Annotated in this window: 15 protein-coding genes; 12 read left to right on the top strand and 3 right to left on the bottom strand. The window is 65.2% G+C overall.

The genetic code is table 11. The features are described from left to right. The 7 genes from B0G69_RS23310 (at position 1) to B0G69_RS23340 (ending at position 6,718) form a co-directional block, all read left to right on the top strand. Positions 1-1,542: an efflux transporter outer membrane subunit gene (locus B0G69_RS23310; protein ID WP_121321422.1), complete on the top strand. Its 1,542-nt coding sequence runs from the start codon at positions 1-3 to the stop codon at positions 1,540-1,542. Beyond that, complete coding sequence (locus B0G69_RS23315) at positions 1,539-2,831, top strand: paraquat-inducible protein A (protein WP_121321424.1); 1,293 nt, start codon at positions 1,539-1,541, stop codon at positions 2,829-2,831. The genes B0G69_RS23310 and B0G69_RS23315 overlap by 4 nt, the downstream gene beginning before the upstream one ends. Beyond that, on the top strand, positions 2,815-4,434 hold the full coding sequence (locus B0G69_RS23320) for an MlaD family protein (protein WP_121321426.1): 1,620 nt from the start codon (positions 2,815-2,817) through the stop codon (positions 4,432-4,434). The genes B0G69_RS23315 and B0G69_RS23320 overlap by 17 nt, the downstream gene beginning before the upstream one ends. Then, positions 4,431-5,027 carry a PqiC family protein gene (locus tag B0G69_RS23325; RefSeq protein ID WP_121321428.1) on the top strand — a complete coding sequence of 199 codons (597 nt, stop codon included), beginning with the start codon at positions 4,431-4,433 and terminating at the stop codon, positions 5,025-5,027. Before B0G69_RS23320 ends, B0G69_RS23325 begins: the two co-directional genes overlap by 4 nt. A gap of 64 nt (positions 5,028-5,091) precedes the next feature. Next, the gene (locus B0G69_RS23330) at positions 5,092-5,349 is read left to right on the top strand and encodes an RNA-binding protein (RefSeq protein ID WP_121321430.1); all 258 of its coding nucleotides are present in this window, start codon (positions 5,092-5,094) and stop codon (positions 5,347-5,349) included. A 17-nt stretch (positions 5,350-5,366) separates the two neighbouring features. Further along, positions 5,367-6,389, top strand: coding sequence for a hypothetical protein (locus B0G69_RS23335; protein WP_121321432.1), 1,023 nt, complete (start codon positions 5,367-5,369; stop codon positions 6,387-6,389). Positions 6,390-6,421: 32 nt separating this feature from the next. Beyond that, positions 6,422-6,718 carry a hypothetical protein gene (locus B0G69_RS23340; RefSeq protein ID WP_241991444.1) on the top strand — a complete coding sequence of 99 codons (297 nt, stop codon included), beginning with the start codon at positions 6,422-6,424 and terminating at the stop codon, positions 6,716-6,718. Between the two features lie 54 nt (positions 6,719-6,772). Here the strand turns inward: B0G69_RS23340 and ydiK are convergent, their stop codons facing one another. The 3 genes from ydiK to B0G69_RS23355 form a co-directional block, all read right to left on the bottom strand. Continuing rightward, positions 6,773-7,918, bottom strand: coding sequence for an AI-2E family transporter YdiK (gene ydiK, locus B0G69_RS23345; protein ID WP_121321434.1), 1,146 nt, complete (start codon positions 7,916-7,918; stop codon positions 6,773-6,775). A 215-nt stretch (positions 7,919-8,133) separates the two neighbouring features. Next, positions 8,134-8,718: a hypothetical protein gene (locus B0G69_RS23350; RefSeq protein ID WP_121323840.1), complete on the bottom strand. Its 585-nt coding sequence runs from the start codon at positions 8,716-8,718 to the stop codon at positions 8,134-8,136. A 59-nt stretch (positions 8,719-8,777) separates the two neighbouring features. After that, entirely contained in the window at positions 8,778-9,203 is a 426-nt protein-coding gene (locus B0G69_RS23355) for a glycine zipper family protein (RefSeq protein ID WP_241991544.1), read from the bottom strand. A 388-nt stretch (positions 9,204-9,591) separates the two neighbouring features. Between B0G69_RS23355 and B0G69_RS23360 the strand changes: the two genes are divergently transcribed. From B0G69_RS23360 to aspT, 5 genes are all read left to right on the top strand, one after another. After that, the gene (locus tag B0G69_RS23360) at positions 9,592-10,965 is read left to right on the top strand and encodes a DUF3300 domain-containing protein (RefSeq protein ID WP_121321438.1); all 1,374 of its coding nucleotides are present in this window, start codon (positions 9,592-9,594) and stop codon (positions 10,963-10,965) included. A 25-nt stretch (positions 10,966-10,990) separates the two neighbouring features. Further along, a complete protein-coding gene (locus B0G69_RS23365) occupies positions 10,991-11,935 on the top strand; it encodes a DUF2950 domain-containing protein (RefSeq protein ID WP_241991445.1) in 945 nt (314 codons plus the stop codon). 261 nt (positions 11,936-12,196) lie between these two features. Continuing rightward, positions 12,197-13,963 carry a SulP family inorganic anion transporter gene (locus B0G69_RS23370; RefSeq protein WP_241991446.1) on the top strand — a complete coding sequence of 589 codons (1,767 nt, stop codon included), beginning with the start codon at positions 12,197-12,199 and terminating at the stop codon, positions 13,961-13,963. A 68-nt stretch (positions 13,964-14,031) separates the two neighbouring features. After that, on the top strand, positions 14,032-14,397 hold the full coding sequence (locus B0G69_RS23375) for an RT0821/Lpp0805 family surface protein (protein WP_241991447.1): 366 nt from the start codon (positions 14,032-14,034) through the stop codon (positions 14,395-14,397). A gap of 202 nt (positions 14,398-14,599) precedes the next feature. Further along, the gene (aspT, locus tag B0G69_RS23380) at positions 14,600-16,342 is read left to right on the top strand and encodes an aspartate-alanine antiporter (protein WP_121321444.1); all 1,743 of its coding nucleotides are present in this window, start codon (positions 14,600-14,602) and stop codon (positions 16,340-16,342) included. Positions 16,343-16,370: the final 28 nt, after the last annotated feature.

Genomic DNA, 16,370 nt, shown 5'->3' on the forward strand with positions numbered 1-16,370 from the left:
ATGGACGGGACGCTACTGGGGCGTTTGTCGGCTTGCGCTGCGCTGCTTGCGCTGAGCGGGTGCCTGCTCGGCCCCGACTATGCGCGCCCCAAGGTGGACGTGCCTGCAACATACCGGTTCGCGCAGGGCGAGGCTGCCGAGATTGCCAACGTCGCTTGGTGGGAGCAGTTTCAGGACCCCGTGCTCGACCAGTTGATTGCCACCGCGCTGCAGGAGAACCGCGATGTCAAGATGGCCGCGGCCCGCGTCGACGAGTTTCGGGCCCAGTTCGTGACGACGCGCTCCGCGCTCTTTCCGCAGATCAGCGCGGGCGCGGACGCGTCGCGCCAGCGTGCGTCGGCGGCGGCCGGCATACCGATACCGAACGGTGTCAGCCCCATCTACAACCAGTTCGACGCGACGGCGTCGGTCTCGTGGGAAATCGATCTGTTCGGCAAGGTTCGCCGTCAGACCGAGGCGGCCCGCGCGAACCTGCTGGCGAGCGAGGAGGGCCGCCGGGCCACCATTCTGACGCTGGTCGGCTCAGTCGCCTCCGCGTATATCAACCTGCGCGATCTCGACCGGCAGCTCGAGATTGCGAAGGAAACCGTGGAAAGCCGCGACGAGTCGGTGCGGGTCTTCACGTTGCGCTTCAAGGGCGGCGAGGTGTCGCAAATGGAACTGGCGCAAAGCCAGTCCGAGTCCGAGGCGGCGCGAGCCACCATTCCGCAGATCGAGATGCAGATCGGCCAGCAGGAAAACGCGCTGTCCGTGCTGATCGGCAAGAATCCGGGCGCGATTCTGCGCGGCCGCGAACTGTCGACGTTGGGCACGCCGCAGATTCCGGACGGATTGCCCTCCGACCTGCTCGAACGCCGTCCGGATCTGCTGCAGGCCGAGCAGACCCTGGTGTCGGAAAACGCGCTGATCGGCGCGGCCAAGGCGCTTTACTTTCCATCCATCTCGCTGACGGGGATGTTCGGCACGGTCAGCTCGCAGTTCTCGAATCTCTTTACCGGGCCCGCGCGGGTGTGGTCGTTTGCCGGCAGCGTGGCACAGCCGATCTTCACGGCGGGCAATATCTCGGGCCAGGTGCACCAGGCGGAGGCACGCCAGCAGGAAGCGCTGTTCCAGTACGAGAAGTCGATTCAGGTGGCGTTCCAGGAAGTCGAGGACGCGCTCATCTCCGTGCAGAAGACACGCGAGCAGCTGGCCGTGGTGGGCAAGCAGGTCGAGGCGCTGCACACCTACGCGCGGCTCGCGAGTCTGCGTTACGAGGGCGGTTATACGAGCTACATCGAAGTGCTCGACGCCGAGCGCAGCCTGTTCAACGCACAGCTGAACTACGCGCAGACGCAGGGCGCCGAGCTGACGTCGTTCGTCAACCTCTATAAGGCGATGGGCGGCGGCTGGGTTCTCGCCGCGGAAAAACTGTCGTATCCGCAGCCCGCATCGGCCGCGTCGCCGGATAGCGCACCGGCAGCCCCCGCGGCCCCCGAGGCACCCATCGCGCGCGGCGCGGCTCCGGCGCGCGACCCGGCGGTTGCTCTGGAGGCGAGATGAGCGAGACGACGCAGCGGGAGATCATCGCGTGCGAGGAGTGCGACCTGCTTCAGCTTGGAGCGCCGCTCACGCCCGGCAGCGCGTTGCGTTGCCGCCGTTGCCGCGCCGAGCTCGGCAGGGGACGCACGAACGGCCCCGAATATGCGCTCGCCTTTAGCCTCGCGTCCGCCGTGCTGCTCGTCATTTCGAACGTCTTTCCGATCGTCGGTTTGTCGATCAACGGCAATCTCGTTCAGACGACGCTGGCGGGCTCGGTCCGCATGCTTTACACGCACGGCACCTGGCCGCTCGCGGTGCTGGTTCTCATGACGACGATCCTGATGCCGGTGTTGCAGACGCTGGCGATGCTGTGGCTGCTCGTGCCCATGCATTTCGGGCGCGTGCCGTGGCGCGCGGTCGAGGGCTTCCGGCTGTTTCAACTGTCGCGGCCGTGGGGCATGACCGAGGTGCTGATCCTCGGTCTGCTGGTCGCGCTCGTCAAGCTCGCGCACATCGCGAAGGTCGTGCCGGGCACCGCGTTATGGTCGTTCGTCGTGCTGATGCTGCTGCTCGCCGCGGCATCGGCGGCATTCGATCCGCACGAGATATGGTCGCGCATCAGCGCCGGAAAAAACGGTAACGGCGCGTGGCGGCCGCCGCCTCTGAAGCTGCGGCGCCGCGCGGTGACGGCATCCGCGTATGGGCTCGTGCTGTGCGAGGAGTGCGGACTGCTGTTGCGCGATCCGGCGCGCTCGGGCGTGCACGCGTGCCCACGCTGCAAAGCGCATTTGCATCGGCGCAAGCCCGCGAGTCTGTCGCGGACCTGGGCGTTTCTGACCGCCGCCATGGTGCTGTATATCCCCGCCAACGTGCTGCCCGTGATGAACACGAGTTCGCTTTTCGGCGCGCAGAAAGACACGATCATGAGCGGCGTGGTCTATCTGTGGATCTCCGGCTCATGGCCGCTCGCCGTGCTCGTGTTCGTCGCGAGCATCGTGGTGCCGATGCTCAAGATTCTGGGCCTCGCGTATCTCGCGGTCTCGACCCAGCTTCATTCGCAATGGCTTCCCGTGCAGCGCACCCGCATCTATCGCACGATCGAACTGGTCGGGCGTTGGTCCATGCTCGATATCTATGTGATCACGATGCTCGTTGCGCTGGTGCAATTCCACGCGCTGGCGACGATCGAGGCGGGCCCGGCCGCGATCGCGTTCGGGGCGGTCGTCGTGCTGACACTGTTGGCGTCGATGGCTTTCGACCCGCGTCTCATCTGGGACGCAGCGGAGAGGGATCATGTCCGGGTCAAATGACGAGTCCGATGCGCCTGATCTGCCCGCGGCGGAGCCGGTTCCGCGCTCGCGCTGGCGCATGCAGCTGGTGTGGCTCGTGCCGATCGTGGCCGTGCTGATCGGCGGATGGCTTGCCACGAAGGCGGTACTGGAACGCGGCGAGAAAATCTCCATCAGCTTCAAGACCGGCGAGGGGCTTGAAGCCGGCAAGACGAAACTCAAGTTCAAGGACGTGGACATCGGCGTGGTCGAGGCCGTGAACCTGTCGCCGGATCACAAGAACGTGGTCGCGCAGGCGGAGGTCGCTCGCGACGTCGCGAGTCTGATGGTGGAGAACACGCGGTTCTGGGTGGTGCGACCGCGTATTTCGGGCGGTACGGTCTCGGGGCTCGGCACGCTGCTCTCCGGATCGTACGTCGATGTCGATGTCGGCAATGCGACGAAAGCGCGGCGCAGTTTCGTCGGACTCGAAGAGCCCCCGGCGTTCGCGAGCGACGTGCCGGGGCGCGAATTCACGTTGAAGAGCACGGGGCTCGGCTCGCTCGATGTGGGCACGCCCGTCTTTTTCCGCCGACTTCGCGTGGGTCAGATCGCCTCCTACAAGCTGGACCCGGATGGTCGCGGCGTCACGCTGAAGGTGTTCGTCAATGCGCCTTACGACCAGTTCGTGAAAACCGATACGCGCTTCTGGCACGCAAGCGGGGTCGACATGGCGATCGATACCAGCGGTGTGCGCATCGAAACCCAGTCGATCGTCTCCATCATCATCGGCGGCGTGGCTTTCGAGTCGCCGCCGGGCTCGCAGGAAGGGGCCAACGCCCCGGCCGGCACGGGGTTCGAACTGTACGCCACGCGTGCCGACGCGATGAGACAGCACGATCGGATCGTCGATAAATACATCGTGAATTTCATAGACTCGGTGCGCGGTTTGACGGTTGGCGCGCCGGTCGATTTCCGCGGTGTCGTGATCGGCGAAGTGACGGCCATCTATACGCGCTTCGACCCGGCGCACAATCGCTTCAGCATTCCCGTCGAAGTACAGATCTATCCGGAGCGCTTCACGTCACGCTACCAGGGCGGCGACACAGGAGGGCGGATCAGCAACGACCCGCGCGGCATGGCGAACTATCTGGTCGAACACGGCTTCCGGTTCCAGCTTAGAAGCGGCAATCCGCTGACCGGCCAGCTCTACGTCGCGCTGGATTATTTCCCGGATGCGCCCAAGGCGACGATAGACTGGAACAAGACGCCGCCGGAATTGCCGGCGATACCGCGCACGCTTCAGTCGCTGCAGGACTCGGTCACGCGCCTGCTGGCCAAGCTCAACAATGTTCCGTTCGAGGCGATCGGCACCGACACGCGCACGATGCTGCGCTCGACCAACACGATGATCTCCCAGCTCAATAACGAAGTCGTGCCGAAGGCGCGTGACACACTCACGTCCGCGCAATCCACGCTCGATTCCGCGAATAGCGCGCTGCAACCGGATTCGTCGCTACAGCAATCGACAGAAGAGGCGATGCACGAGTTGACTCGCACCGCCGCGACGCTGCGTACGCTGGCCGACTATCTGTCGCGGCATCCGGAAGCGCTCGTGCGCGGCAAGTCGGAGGACAAACCATGAGGTACGCGGCGGCATGTTTCCGATGTCTGTTAATTGCGCTCGTCGTCGGCGGGCTCGGCGGATGCAAGTCGCCCTCGACCAGTTTCTACACGCTGAGCCCCGACCGGTCGCTCGCCAGCTCGGGCGCGACCCGCTCGATCGCCGTGGTGATCGGTCCTGTCACGATACCGGACATCGTGGATCGGCCGCAGATCGTGACCCGGCTCGGCGATAATGAGGTCGAAGTCAACGAGTTCGCCCGTTGGGCGCAACCGTTGAGCGGCGACGTTGGCCGCGTGATTGCCGCAGACCTGGCCGTGCTGCTCAATTCACCGCAGGTTTCGGTGTACGACACGACGCGCGATCCGCTGGGCGTTTGGCATGTGCGCATCGACGTCATGCGCTTCGAGTCCGCGCCGGGGCGGGACGTCACCGTCGACGTGCTATGGGCCGTGCGCCCGCCTGCGAAAGGGCGCATCGTTACGGGCCGCTCCGTTGCGCGCGAGCCGGTGTCCGGTGCGGGCTTCGAACCGATGGTCGCCGCGCACGATCGCGCGCTGGCGTCTGTCAGCCGCGATATCGCGGCAGCGCTGCAAGCGAATCCGGTTCAGTGACGCGGCTTGCGTCGACATCGTGCTGCGGCGCCGCGTGCAAGGTAACAGTCGAGGAGCAACCATCATGGCAGAACTGATGCTTGGCAACGTGGAGGAAAGTGTCTCCGATGAAGAAATCGGCGAATTCCTGGTACGGTACGGGTTCCCCCAATTCAGTACGATCCGGCGTATTCCAGGCGCGGGCTCCCGGCCCGCCGCGCTGGTGATTTTCGACGACGTCACGGCGGACGGGCTGCGCAACCTGCAGCCGCGCGTTCACAACCTGTTCTGGAAGGGCCGCACGATCACGGCGCTGCTGCTTCCGGAGCGCGACGAATCTTAGAGCGCGGGGAGCCGGGCATGGGTCTGCTGTCGTGGTGGTCGGGCAGGCGCCGCGCGTCTGACGCAGGCGATTCTCAACAGACGAAGCAGATCGTCGAGCGGATCGTCAGGCTCTACCCGCAGTTGCGCCTCGCGCCCGATTACGAGGCGCGTATGGCGCCCGCCGTGCAGCGCACGCTCGGCTACCTGCGCGGCCTCGTCGCGCAGGCGCCGGCGGCGCGCGAGGCCAGCGCGGCGGCATGGGCGACGGACCCGTACATTCATGCGTTCTTTGCCACGCCTGAGGACGTCGCTGCGGTTTTCAGCCACGCCGAGCCGTTGCGCCAGTGCTTCAACGATCATCCTGCGGCGGCCGAGGTTTTCGCCGTACTCGGCATGGCCGTCAACGAACGGCACACGCTCGGCGCCGCACAATATGGCGCCACGACGCGCACCGACGTTGCCCAGACGACCGTCAACTTCAGCGACCACCAGGTGCGCGTGTGTGCCTTGTCGGAGGCGACGCTGCGAGAGGAAATCATTTTGCGGGTCGTCGATCAGCTCGCGCTCGAAGGGCTAGGCGCGATCGAGTCGGACACGCTGCAGCGCGATTCGCTGGAGCACGAACGGGCGCTGCTGAAGACGCGCCTGAAGATCCTCGAACGGCAGGGCACAGGGGTACGCGCGCTGACGGGGGGCGAGGCATCGTGCAGCTTCGCGGAAGTGACGCGGCTGCAGACGCAAATTGACGAGAACGATCGGGCACTGGCGAATCTGGGCCTGAAAACCGAGGCGCTGGCGCGTGCGCTGGAGATGGTGTGCAACGTACTCTCGTCGCCGGAGACACAGGTGTACGTGCGGCAGAAAACGTTTCTGCTCGACCGTATGAACGTCGTCGTCGAAGACGGCGACGCCCGCGCGGCGCGAGAAGTAGTATTCCAGATGGTGCAGTTGCCGGCGAGTCCTCATGCGATGCGTGCCTTTTCGATGGTGCGCTTCAAACGCGGCGATCTTCTGCCCGCGCGAGACATGCTGAAGGAAGCTGGGCGCCTGCTGATTTGACGCAAGGCGTTCGCACCAGTGGAGGACGCGTCGTGAGCATCGTCGTAAGCGATCATGCGCCAGGCTCGACGTTCATTCGAATCGGCCGTCCGTTTTTCGGCCACGACGATACCCTATGTTTTTCCGCCTACGGATTCGGTTGGGGATATTGCGCTTTTTCGCTGGACGCCGGCGTCGCGCATGAGGCGCTCGGGAGCGTCGATCCGTCGCCCAGGCAGATCCTGCTGGCGTTCGGTATGGGACACGCCAGAATCCGCACTGCAGTGTGCCGGGCCGCACGGCCACGGCATGGCGAGCGCATCCGGCTCACGGCAGGTGATTTTCCGTGAGCTTTTCACGATCGCCGATGTCACTGCGCAGGTTCAGCCGCGCGCGGTCTCGCGTCAATCGCTTCTTTTGGGGGCGATGCCAGCCTGATTGTCCTGCGCCGCGGCCCGGTTCGGCTGATCGATCCACGCCAGCAGCAGATGGTAGGTAACGGCGAGAATGACCGGGCCGATGAACAGGCCGACGGCGCCGATGGCGATCAGCCCGCCCAGCACGCCCGAGAGAATGAGCACCAGCGGCAGCGCGACGGCCCGGCGAATGAGGAGCGGCCGCAGGACGTTGTCGAGCCCCGACACGCAGACGGTCCAGACTAATAGCACGATTGCCGTCAGCTGCGAATCATGCATGAACAGCCAGATTACGCAGCCGAGCATCGGCAGCAGTGGACCCAGTTGTACGAGACACATCACGAGCATCAACGCGCTCAGCACACCGGCGAACGGAATGCCGGCCAGCCAGATTCCCGCCGCGCCGAGCGAGGCCTGGACGAGCGCCGTGACCACCACGCCGAGTGCGATCGCGCGGATCGACTGGCCCGTGAGGTGCACGATGTTGGCGCCGTTTCCCGGCGCGACGCGCAGCGCCAATGCGGTCACGAGGCCGACCGTGGCCTCGCCTTTGCCGTAGAGCAGGCCGCACACGATGAGCATCAGTATCAGGTGCACGGCGAACGCGCCTACCAGACCCATCTGAACCAGCAGCCATTTCGCGACGACGGCGGCGTACGGCTCCACTTTGGCGAGGATGCCCCCCGGTCCCGCATCGGACAGGCGTTGCCACTCCTGCGTGAGGCGGTCGGTCAGCGGCATGCTGGAGAGCCAGCGAGGGGGCGAGGGCAGCGCATAGTTGGGCAGGCCTTCGACGAACTTCATGATCTCGGTCGAATGATCGGCAAGCGTGGACACGGCCGCGTAGGTCGGGATGCAGATCACCACGATCTCCAGCAACAGCATCACGGCGACGGCGAGGCCGCGTCGGCCGCCTAGCCGCTGCTGGATCGCGAGCATGAGCGGCCAGGTCGTGACGACGATCGTGCCGCCCCAGATCAACGCGGGCACGAACGGATGCACGATGTAGAGGCTGCCGCCGACAAGCAGGACAAGCGCACTGACCGCCAGCACGATCCGCGCTAGATCGACGGTGGGTCGAACGGGCTGCTGCGGTGGCTGCGATTGCGGGGCGGGTTGGGCGACGTCATCCATGGTCTGTGCGGATCCAGAGGAACGGCGCAAGGAACTCATGTGCACAGGTCTCGCCGAAACGGCCGGGCCGAGCGCTCGCCGTGTGTGCGTCACGGCACGATCGAGCGCAACCGCCGACGGCAAGCCGGGCAAGCGGCACCCGATCGGCACGCGAGCGACACACGTTGCGGCGAGGACGATGATGGGCCGGCGTTCTCCCTACGCCGCCCGCGCGGCTATTTGGCCTTAGGTTCGACGGAAATGGCCACGGCCTCGGTGTAGAGCACCTCCATCTGATCGCCTTTCTTGATCAACTTGAGCTGGGCGGGGTCCTGCACGACCATGTCGACCGAATTGCCTTGCGGACCCTTCAACGTGACGACGCCGTTCTGGTGATTGACGGCGGTGACATTGGCCAGAATCGTGACTTCCCGGCCGGCCGTGCCGCCGGGTTTGGCGCCCATCGGCGCGCGCTCCATGCTCTGAGTTTCACTGGCGCCCAAAGGCGCGCCGCCCTTCTTGAGCGTGATGGTCATAGCCTCCGAATACTCCGCGTTGACGACGTCGCCGACCTTCAACTGGTCGAAGTTGCGGGCTTCCTCGCCGACCACGACCTGGACGACTTTCCCGTGGGCGTTCTTCAGCCACACGGTTCGCGTGGCCGGCTCGATACCCACCACGGTCGACGTCGTCTTCACCGTGCCCGTCATGGTGACCTGGCCCGGCGCGCTCTTGACGGCCACTTTCGGCTCCGTCTGCGCGAAACCGGCAGTCGCGAAAGACACGAGCGCCGCCGCGACGATCAACTTGCTGCTTCTCATCCTGTTCTCCCTGAACGCCTGCGTGCGCGTTGTCTCGCGGCGAGGCTGGCCGCTGTGCTTCATTTGATCGTGTAGCCACGGCCTTCCATACACGCGCCATAGGCGCGATTGAAGGTGTCCATGGCACCCTGCGTCTGGGATTGCGACGATGCCGCAGCCGCGCGCCGGTTCTGGCGCGCCCGCGATCCGCCGACCATCGTTCCGGTCGCCGCGCCGATCGCCGCGCCCTTGCCCGCGTCGCCCGCGATCGCGCCGATCACGGCGCCTCCTGCGGCGCCACGCGCGGCGCCCTGAACGCGCTCACCACCGCCCACGGCGGGTCCGGAAGGCGGGGGCGGGGCATTGGCCATCGCGGCCGGGTCCACGCCGGTATTGCTTTTTGCCCACGAATAACATGCGCCGTCATCCTGCTGCTGCTTTTGCGGGCTTTGCCCCTTGGCGGGGTACGCAATGGGTTTACCCTGCGCCATGCCGTCGAGCGTCATCGACGCTGCTAGAGCGGCGATCAGGCAGTACTTTGTCAATGTAGTCACGGTGACTCCTTGCGTGAGCTCACGCGAATGCAGATCGCCGGTTGCCGGTTCGCGCGAACATGAACGCGAACGTGACGTACTAACCGGCGCCGATCATTGCGATCCTGTCAGAGTCGGCCGCGAGGCGGTGTGCCTGCAGCAATGGCAGGTTCGCTCTCATGATTGCGTCACAGGCGTGCGGCGCGCAATCGGACCAAGGTCGTATTTGCAATGTGGCACGTCCGCGGTCCAGACTGTATCTGTGCACTACCAGGTGTGCGTTCCGTTTCCATTGTTTCGGATAACTGTCTTTTGAAGATTGCTGTCCGGGTCGAATGGCGAAGCGTGAGGGGAAGCATCAATGGACCGCATTACGCGTGCTTTTGAACGGATCATCCTGTTTGCGAGGGCGGCTGGCCGCTGGCGGCGCGCGGCGATGCTTCACGTTTCGACGCGCGCCCGGGTAGCGAACCATGCGCTGATTGCCGCGATGCTGGCGGTTTGCGCCGTGTTTTGCGCGACCTCCTCGCTAGCGCAGGCGCCGGCCGCGGGCGGCGGCGCACCCGCGGCCATTCCCGCCGCGACCCTCGACAAACTCGTGGGCCCCATTGCGTTGTATCCGGACGACCTCATCGCCATCATTCTCCCGGCGGCGACTTACCCGGTGGAGATCGTGCAGGCGGATCGCTTCCTCGAGCAGAGGAAGAGCGACAAGGCGCTCACCGTCAACGAAAGCTGGCACGACCCGGTCAAGGCGCTGCTGAATTACCCCGAAGTCGTCAAGAAAATGAGCGCCGATCTCGACTGGACGATCGGTCTCGGCGAAGCCGTCGTCACCGATCAGGGCGCGGTGCTCGAGGCGGTTCAGCGTTTCCGGCGTCAAACGCAGTCGGCGGGTCAGCTCAAGTCCGACGACAAGCAGGTCGTGGTGGTCGAAAAAGAGGTGATCAAGATCGTTCCGGCCGATCCGCAGGTGATCTACGTGCCGCAATACAACCCGACGACCGTCGTGGTCAGCGGCGCACCACCGTCCTATGGATACCTGCCTGCTCCCTATCCGGTCTACTACTATCCGTACCCGCCGGGGGCGGCGCTCGCGACGGGGCTGGTCTGGGGCGCGGCGATGGCCGCGGTCTGGCACGGCGGACACTATGAAGCGCATTACGGAGGCGGCGGCAATAACAACATCAACATCAACCGGGAACGGAATGTCGAACGAGGCAACATCAATACGGGCGACGTCAACCGCTCGCGATCGGGGACAGGGCAATCGTCCGCATGGCGATCCGACAAGAAGCCCGGCCAGGTGAGCGGCACGACAGGCCGCGCCACCAGCACGCCGCGAGTCGGCGATCCCCCGGCCCGCGGCAGCGCGGGAGGCGGCAATGCGGCGGCCGGCGGGCGGGACCAGGCCGCTCAGCGCCCCGCCACGCCAGCGACACGGCAAGCGGGTGCGCGGGAGTCGGCCACACGCGAAGCCGGTGCGCGGGACTCGGGCGCGCGGGCCTCGCAAACGCCCCGGGGCGACGCGTTCAGCGGCTACGGTTCGGCGCGTGACGCCCAGGCGAATAGTTCGAGAGGCGCGGCGAGCCGTCAGTCGATCTCCCAATCGCCCGCACGAACCGCCCCCGCTGCGGCGCATTCCGGCGGCGGACTTTCGGGCGCTAGCGGTCGCGGTGGCGGTGGCGGATTTTCAGGCCGTGGTGGTGGCGGTCGCGGTGGTGGACGGCGCTAGGGGGATGACCATGACTGGCCGTAGCATGACTGGCAAGACCCCACGCGCCGACTGGCGGCGGCGCCTCGCCGCACGGTGCGGGTTGTGCGCCGTGATCGTCGCGCTGTCGATTCCGTTCGGCGCGCTCGCGGCGGCGCAACGAACTTTTGCCACACCGGAGGCGGCGGTGGCGGCGCTGTCCGCAGCGCTGAAGGCTCGCGATGAGGCGACGCTGGTCGCGATTTTCGGCGAGGCGCACAAGAACCTGGTCGTGTCGCCGGATCAGGCGGAGAATGCCGCGAACTGGGCCAAGGCGAGCGCGGACCTCGACGCCTTTCACGTGCTGCAGGACGCCGGAGCGAACCGCCGGATTCTGCTGGTCGGCGACGAAGCCTGGCCGATGCCGATTCCCCTCGTGAAGGAGAACGGCGACTGGCGTTTCGCCACCGAACAGGGCGAAGAAGAAATCACGAACCGCCGTATCGGCGCGAACGAGCGCGAAGCGATCGCAGTGCTGCGCGCCTATCTCGACGCGCAGCGCGAATACGCATCGCGTGATCGAAACAACGATGGAGTGCTCGAATACGCGCAGAAGCTGGCCAGTACGCCCGGCAAGCAGGATGGCCTCTACTGGCGCACGGATGAGGGCAGCGACGAAGAGGCCAGTCCATTCGGACCGCTGATCGCGGCCAGTTCGGCATATCTGAAAGGGCACAAGGCAGGCGACGCTTATCGCGGCTATCACTTCCGCATCCTCACGAGGCAAGGCAAGAGCGCCCCGGGCGGGGCCTTTAGCTATGTCATCAACGGGCACATGATCGCCGGCTTCGCGATGGTTGCGTACCCGGCCCGATATGGCACGAGCGGCGTGATGACTTTCGTGGTCAGCAACAACGGCGTGATCTACCAGAAGAATCGCGGCGAGCATGCGGCGCCTGTCACGGTGTTCGATCCGGACGAGACGTGGCAGCGCGTCAAGGAGCCATTCTGAGTCGGCCAGGTATGCGCGACGGATGCGCTTCGAACGACGCGCCATGAATCTGCGTTGAGAGCGCTTTGAAGCGGGCGCCGCGGCTGCGCGCGCATGCATGCACGAAAGCACCTAGGACCAAGGTCCGATGTGGATTGCGCCGCCCACCGGCTACGCTTGAGAAACCGAACGGGCGGCCCGGGGCATTGTCATGCCTTCGATCACACGACGAAAGTGCGCCCGTCTTTCCATCGAGTAGGCTTCTGCATGCGAGGCGCTACGTTGACCAGGGAATCCAGCGTCACCGATCCGGTGACGGCCGATCCGCCCGCACGCGGGTGGCGCCATGCGTATCCTCCTGCGCAGTGGCTGCGGAGCTACCAGCCCCGATGGCTCGCGCACGACGCGATAGCCGGCGTGACGCTCGCCGCCTATGGCATTCCGGTTTCGCTCGCCTACGCGTCGCTGGCCGGCTTGCCGCCGCAATACGGCATCTACGGATATCTGGTTGGTGGACTCTTCTACGCGCTGTTCGGCTCGTCGCGCCAGCTGGCGATCGGCCCGACTTCGGCGATCTCGATGCTGGTCGGCGTGACGGTCGCGGGGATGGCCGGCGGCGATCCGGCGCGCTGGGCTTCGATCGCGGCGCTCACGGCCGTGCTGATCGCCGGCATGTGTCTGGTGGCCTGGCTGCTGCGCCTGAGTTCGCTGGTGAATTTCATTAGCGAGACGATTCTGCTCGGTTTCAAGGCGGGGGCGGCGCTCACCATCGCAATGACGCAATTGCCCAAACTGTTCGGCGTGAAGGGCGGCGGCGAGTCGTTCTTCGAGCGGATTGCCGTGCTGGGCGGCCAGCTTTCGCAGACCAACCTGGCCGTGCTCGCCTTTGGGCTCGTGTGCGTGGCGCTGCTGGTGCTCGGCGAGAAATTCCTGCCGGGGCGCCCGGTTGCGCTGGTCGTCGTCGCGGCTTCGATCGTGGTGTTGTCCATCACGCCGCTCGCGGGCGCTGGATTCAAGGTCGTGGGCGCGCTGCCGCAAGGCTTGCCCGAGTTCCGCCTGCCGGGGTTGCGGTTGCGCGATGTCGATGGCGTGATCCCGCTCGCCTTTGCGTGTCTGCTGCTCGCGTATGTCGAGAGCGTCTCGGCAGCGCGCGCGCTCGCCCAGCAAAACGGCTATGAGATCGACGCCCGCCAGGAACTGCTCGGCCTAGGCGCGGCGAATCTGGCCGCGGGACTGTTCCAGGCCTACCCGGTCGCAGGGGGACTCTCACAATCGTCGGTGAACGACAAGGCCGGGGCGAAGACCCCGCTTGCACTCGTATTCGCGTCGATTGCCATCGGATTCTGTCTGATGTTCCTGACCGGGTTGCTGGCCAATCTGCCCAACGTCGTGCTGGCCGCCATCGTGCTAGTGGCCGTGAAGGGGCTCGTCGATACCGGTGAATTGCGCCATGTCTGGCATGTCAACCGCTTCGAGTTCGCGATCTCCATGGTCGCGTTTGCGGCGGTGCTCATGTTGGGAATCCTGAACGGCGTGATTGTCGCTGTGCTGGTGTCGATGCTGCTGATCATCCGGCGCGCCGCGCACCCGCATGTGGCGGTGCTCGGGCGCATCCCCGGCACACGCGTTTTCTCGGACCTTCAGCGGCACGCCGAGAACGAGGCGATTGCGCATGTGCTGACGGTGCGCGTCGAGGCGTCGCTGCTTTACTTCAATGTCGAGCACGTGCGCGAGACGATCTGGCGGCTGATTCGCGCGGCGCCCGAGCCGGTCCGGCTGGTGATCTGCGACCTGTCCGCGTCGCCGGTTGTCGACCTCGCGGGGGCCCGGATGCTCAAGGCGTTACACGACGCGCTCCAGGCGTCCGGCAGGGTCATGAAAGTGGTGGCCGCCCATGCGGAGGTGCGGGACATCCTGCGCGCCGAAGGGCTCGAAGAGCGCTTTGGCCATATCGGCCGACGCAGTTCGGTGGCGGACCTCGTCGACGAGTTCGAGGCGAACCGGAACGCTGCCGATGATCCCGATGCGGCACCTAGGACTACGACGTAGCGTGCGGCCGCAGCAGCTATTAACGGAGATGACCTATGCCAGCCCGATTTCGTATGGCCGTACGCCGGTTGCCGCAGTGGATCGCGGGTGCCGCGCTGCTGGCCGGCGCGAGCTTCAGCCATGCCGCGAACCTGAATTTTTTGAAGAACACGCCCGTTAGCTATATGAGGGACGCCGACCGTAAGGCGCTTAACGATGCGGCGCAAATTGCGCTCGAAACAAAGAAGGATGACGAATCGTTGGCGTGGAGCAATGCCGGCACCGGTAACTCCGTTTCGATCACCGGCACGATTACGCCGCACGACACGACGAAGGAGGGCGATAAAACCTGCCGCACCGCAACGCTGGTCGCGATGGCCAAAGGCCAGACCCAAAGCTGGACGCCGACCGTCTGCAAACAGGGCAACGGACCCTGGAAGATCCTCAGGCAATGAGCGACGGGTCTCGGTGAACTGCCCGCGGTGTGTGGGACCAAGGTCGTATTGTCGGTCGCGGGGAAAAGAATCATTGTCAGAACGGAGAGAGACCGATTCGGGAGATTGAACATCTCCGGATGAAAGTCGGCGGCTACGATTCATCGACAACACACCCGCACGCACATCGGTGTCGACGGGTGAACCGCAGACGAGGGCTAAGATGGCATGGATAGCTGCAACGCTCCAGCATTATCCCGAGATCGCGATATTCCTTTCACTCGGCATTGGCTATTGGGTCGGTGCAAAGAGCTTCAAGGGTTTCAGTCTCGGCGCGGTCACCGCAACCCTGTTGGCTGCGATTGCAATCGGGCAGCTTCATATCACCGTCTCGCCCAACGTCAAATCGGTGTTCTTCCTGCTGTTTCTGTTTGCCGTGGGGTATGGGGTCGGGCCGCAGTTCGTGCGCGGCATCGCCAAGGACGGCTTGCCGCAGGCGCTGTTTTCCGTCGTGCAATGTCTGCTGTCTTTGGGCGCGGCGGTTCTCGCGGCGAAACTGGCGGGCTACGACATCGGTTCCGCGGCGGGACTTTTTGCCGGATCGCAGACCATCTCAGCTTCGATGGGGCTCGCGACGGACGCCATCAACCGGCTCGCCTTACCGCCCGATCAGGCCAAAACGCTGCTCGACGCGATGCCGACCGCTTACGCCATCACGTACATTTTCGGCACGGTCGGCTCCGCGCTGATCCTCGCGACACTTGGGCCCAGGCTGCTGCGCATCGACCTGGTTGCGGCATGCAAGGAGTACGAGGCGAGCCTTGGCGGCACCGCGGAACTGGGGGGCGCAGGCCAGGCTTGGCATCGGTATGAATTGCGTGCGTATCGGATCGCGCCGGGCAGCCGGGTATGCGGCAAAAGGGTCAGTGAGGTCGAAGCGCTCCAGCCGGAGAACACGCGCCTGTTTATCGAGCGCGTCAGGCGTGGCGGCACGATCCAGGAGGCAACCCTCGATCTGGTTCTGGAGGCGGACGATGTCGTCGCGATTGCGGGTCCGCGCGATCAACTGGTCTCGGTGCTCGGGACCAGCACGAGCGGGCGTGATGTCGACGACCCTGTGATTCCGGTTCGCACGGGGCGCGCGGTGGAAGTGGACGACGCCGAACTGCTGTCAGTGCCGGCGGAAGGCGTGGACGTCTACGTCACGAGCAAGGCGGTGGATGGTAAGACCTTGCACGAGCTTGCCGGCATGCCACTCGCGCGCGGCGTCTATCTTCGGAAAATCAAGCGGGGCCCCACGGAAACGCAGATTCCCGTGCTGCCCAACACGAAACTGCATCGCGGCGACACGCTCACGATCGTCGGGCGCACTCAGGACACGAGCGCCGCCGCCAAAGTGCTCGGCGTGCTGGACCGGCCGACCAACATGACGGACGTGGCCTTCGTGTCCCTCGCGATCACGGTCGGCGCAATGGTGGGGGCGATCGTCATCAATGTCGCGGGGATTCCGCTTACGCTGTCGACGGCCGGCGGCGCACTGATCGCGGGTCTCGTGTTCGGCTGGCTGCGCGCCATTCACCCGACCTTCGGCCGGATTCCGGAGCCCACGGTGTGGTTCATGAACTCGGTCGGCCTGAACGTGTTCATCGCGGTGATCGGTCTGACGGCGGGGCCGGGGTTCGTCGCAGGGCTACAGAGCCTCGGCGTGGGTCTGTTCCTGTGGGGGATCTTTGCGACGACTGTTCCGCTGATCCTTGGCATGTTCATCGCGCGCTATGTGTTTCATTTTCATCCGGCCATTCTGCTTGGCGTGTGTGCCGGCGCAAGAACCACGACCGCGGCGCTGGGGATGATCTGCGACGCGGCGAAAAGCCAGATCCCGGGATTGGGCTACACCGTGACCTACGCGGTGGGCAATACGCTCCTGACGATCTGGGGGATGATCATCGTCATGATTCTGGCTTGAGCCCGCGGCGTCGCAACGGGCGGCGCCG

Source organism: Paraburkholderia sp. RAU2J, assembly GCF_003634845.1.
Classification (GTDB): Bacteria; Pseudomonadota; Gammaproteobacteria; order Burkholderiales; family Burkholderiaceae; genus Paraburkholderia; species Paraburkholderia fynbosensis.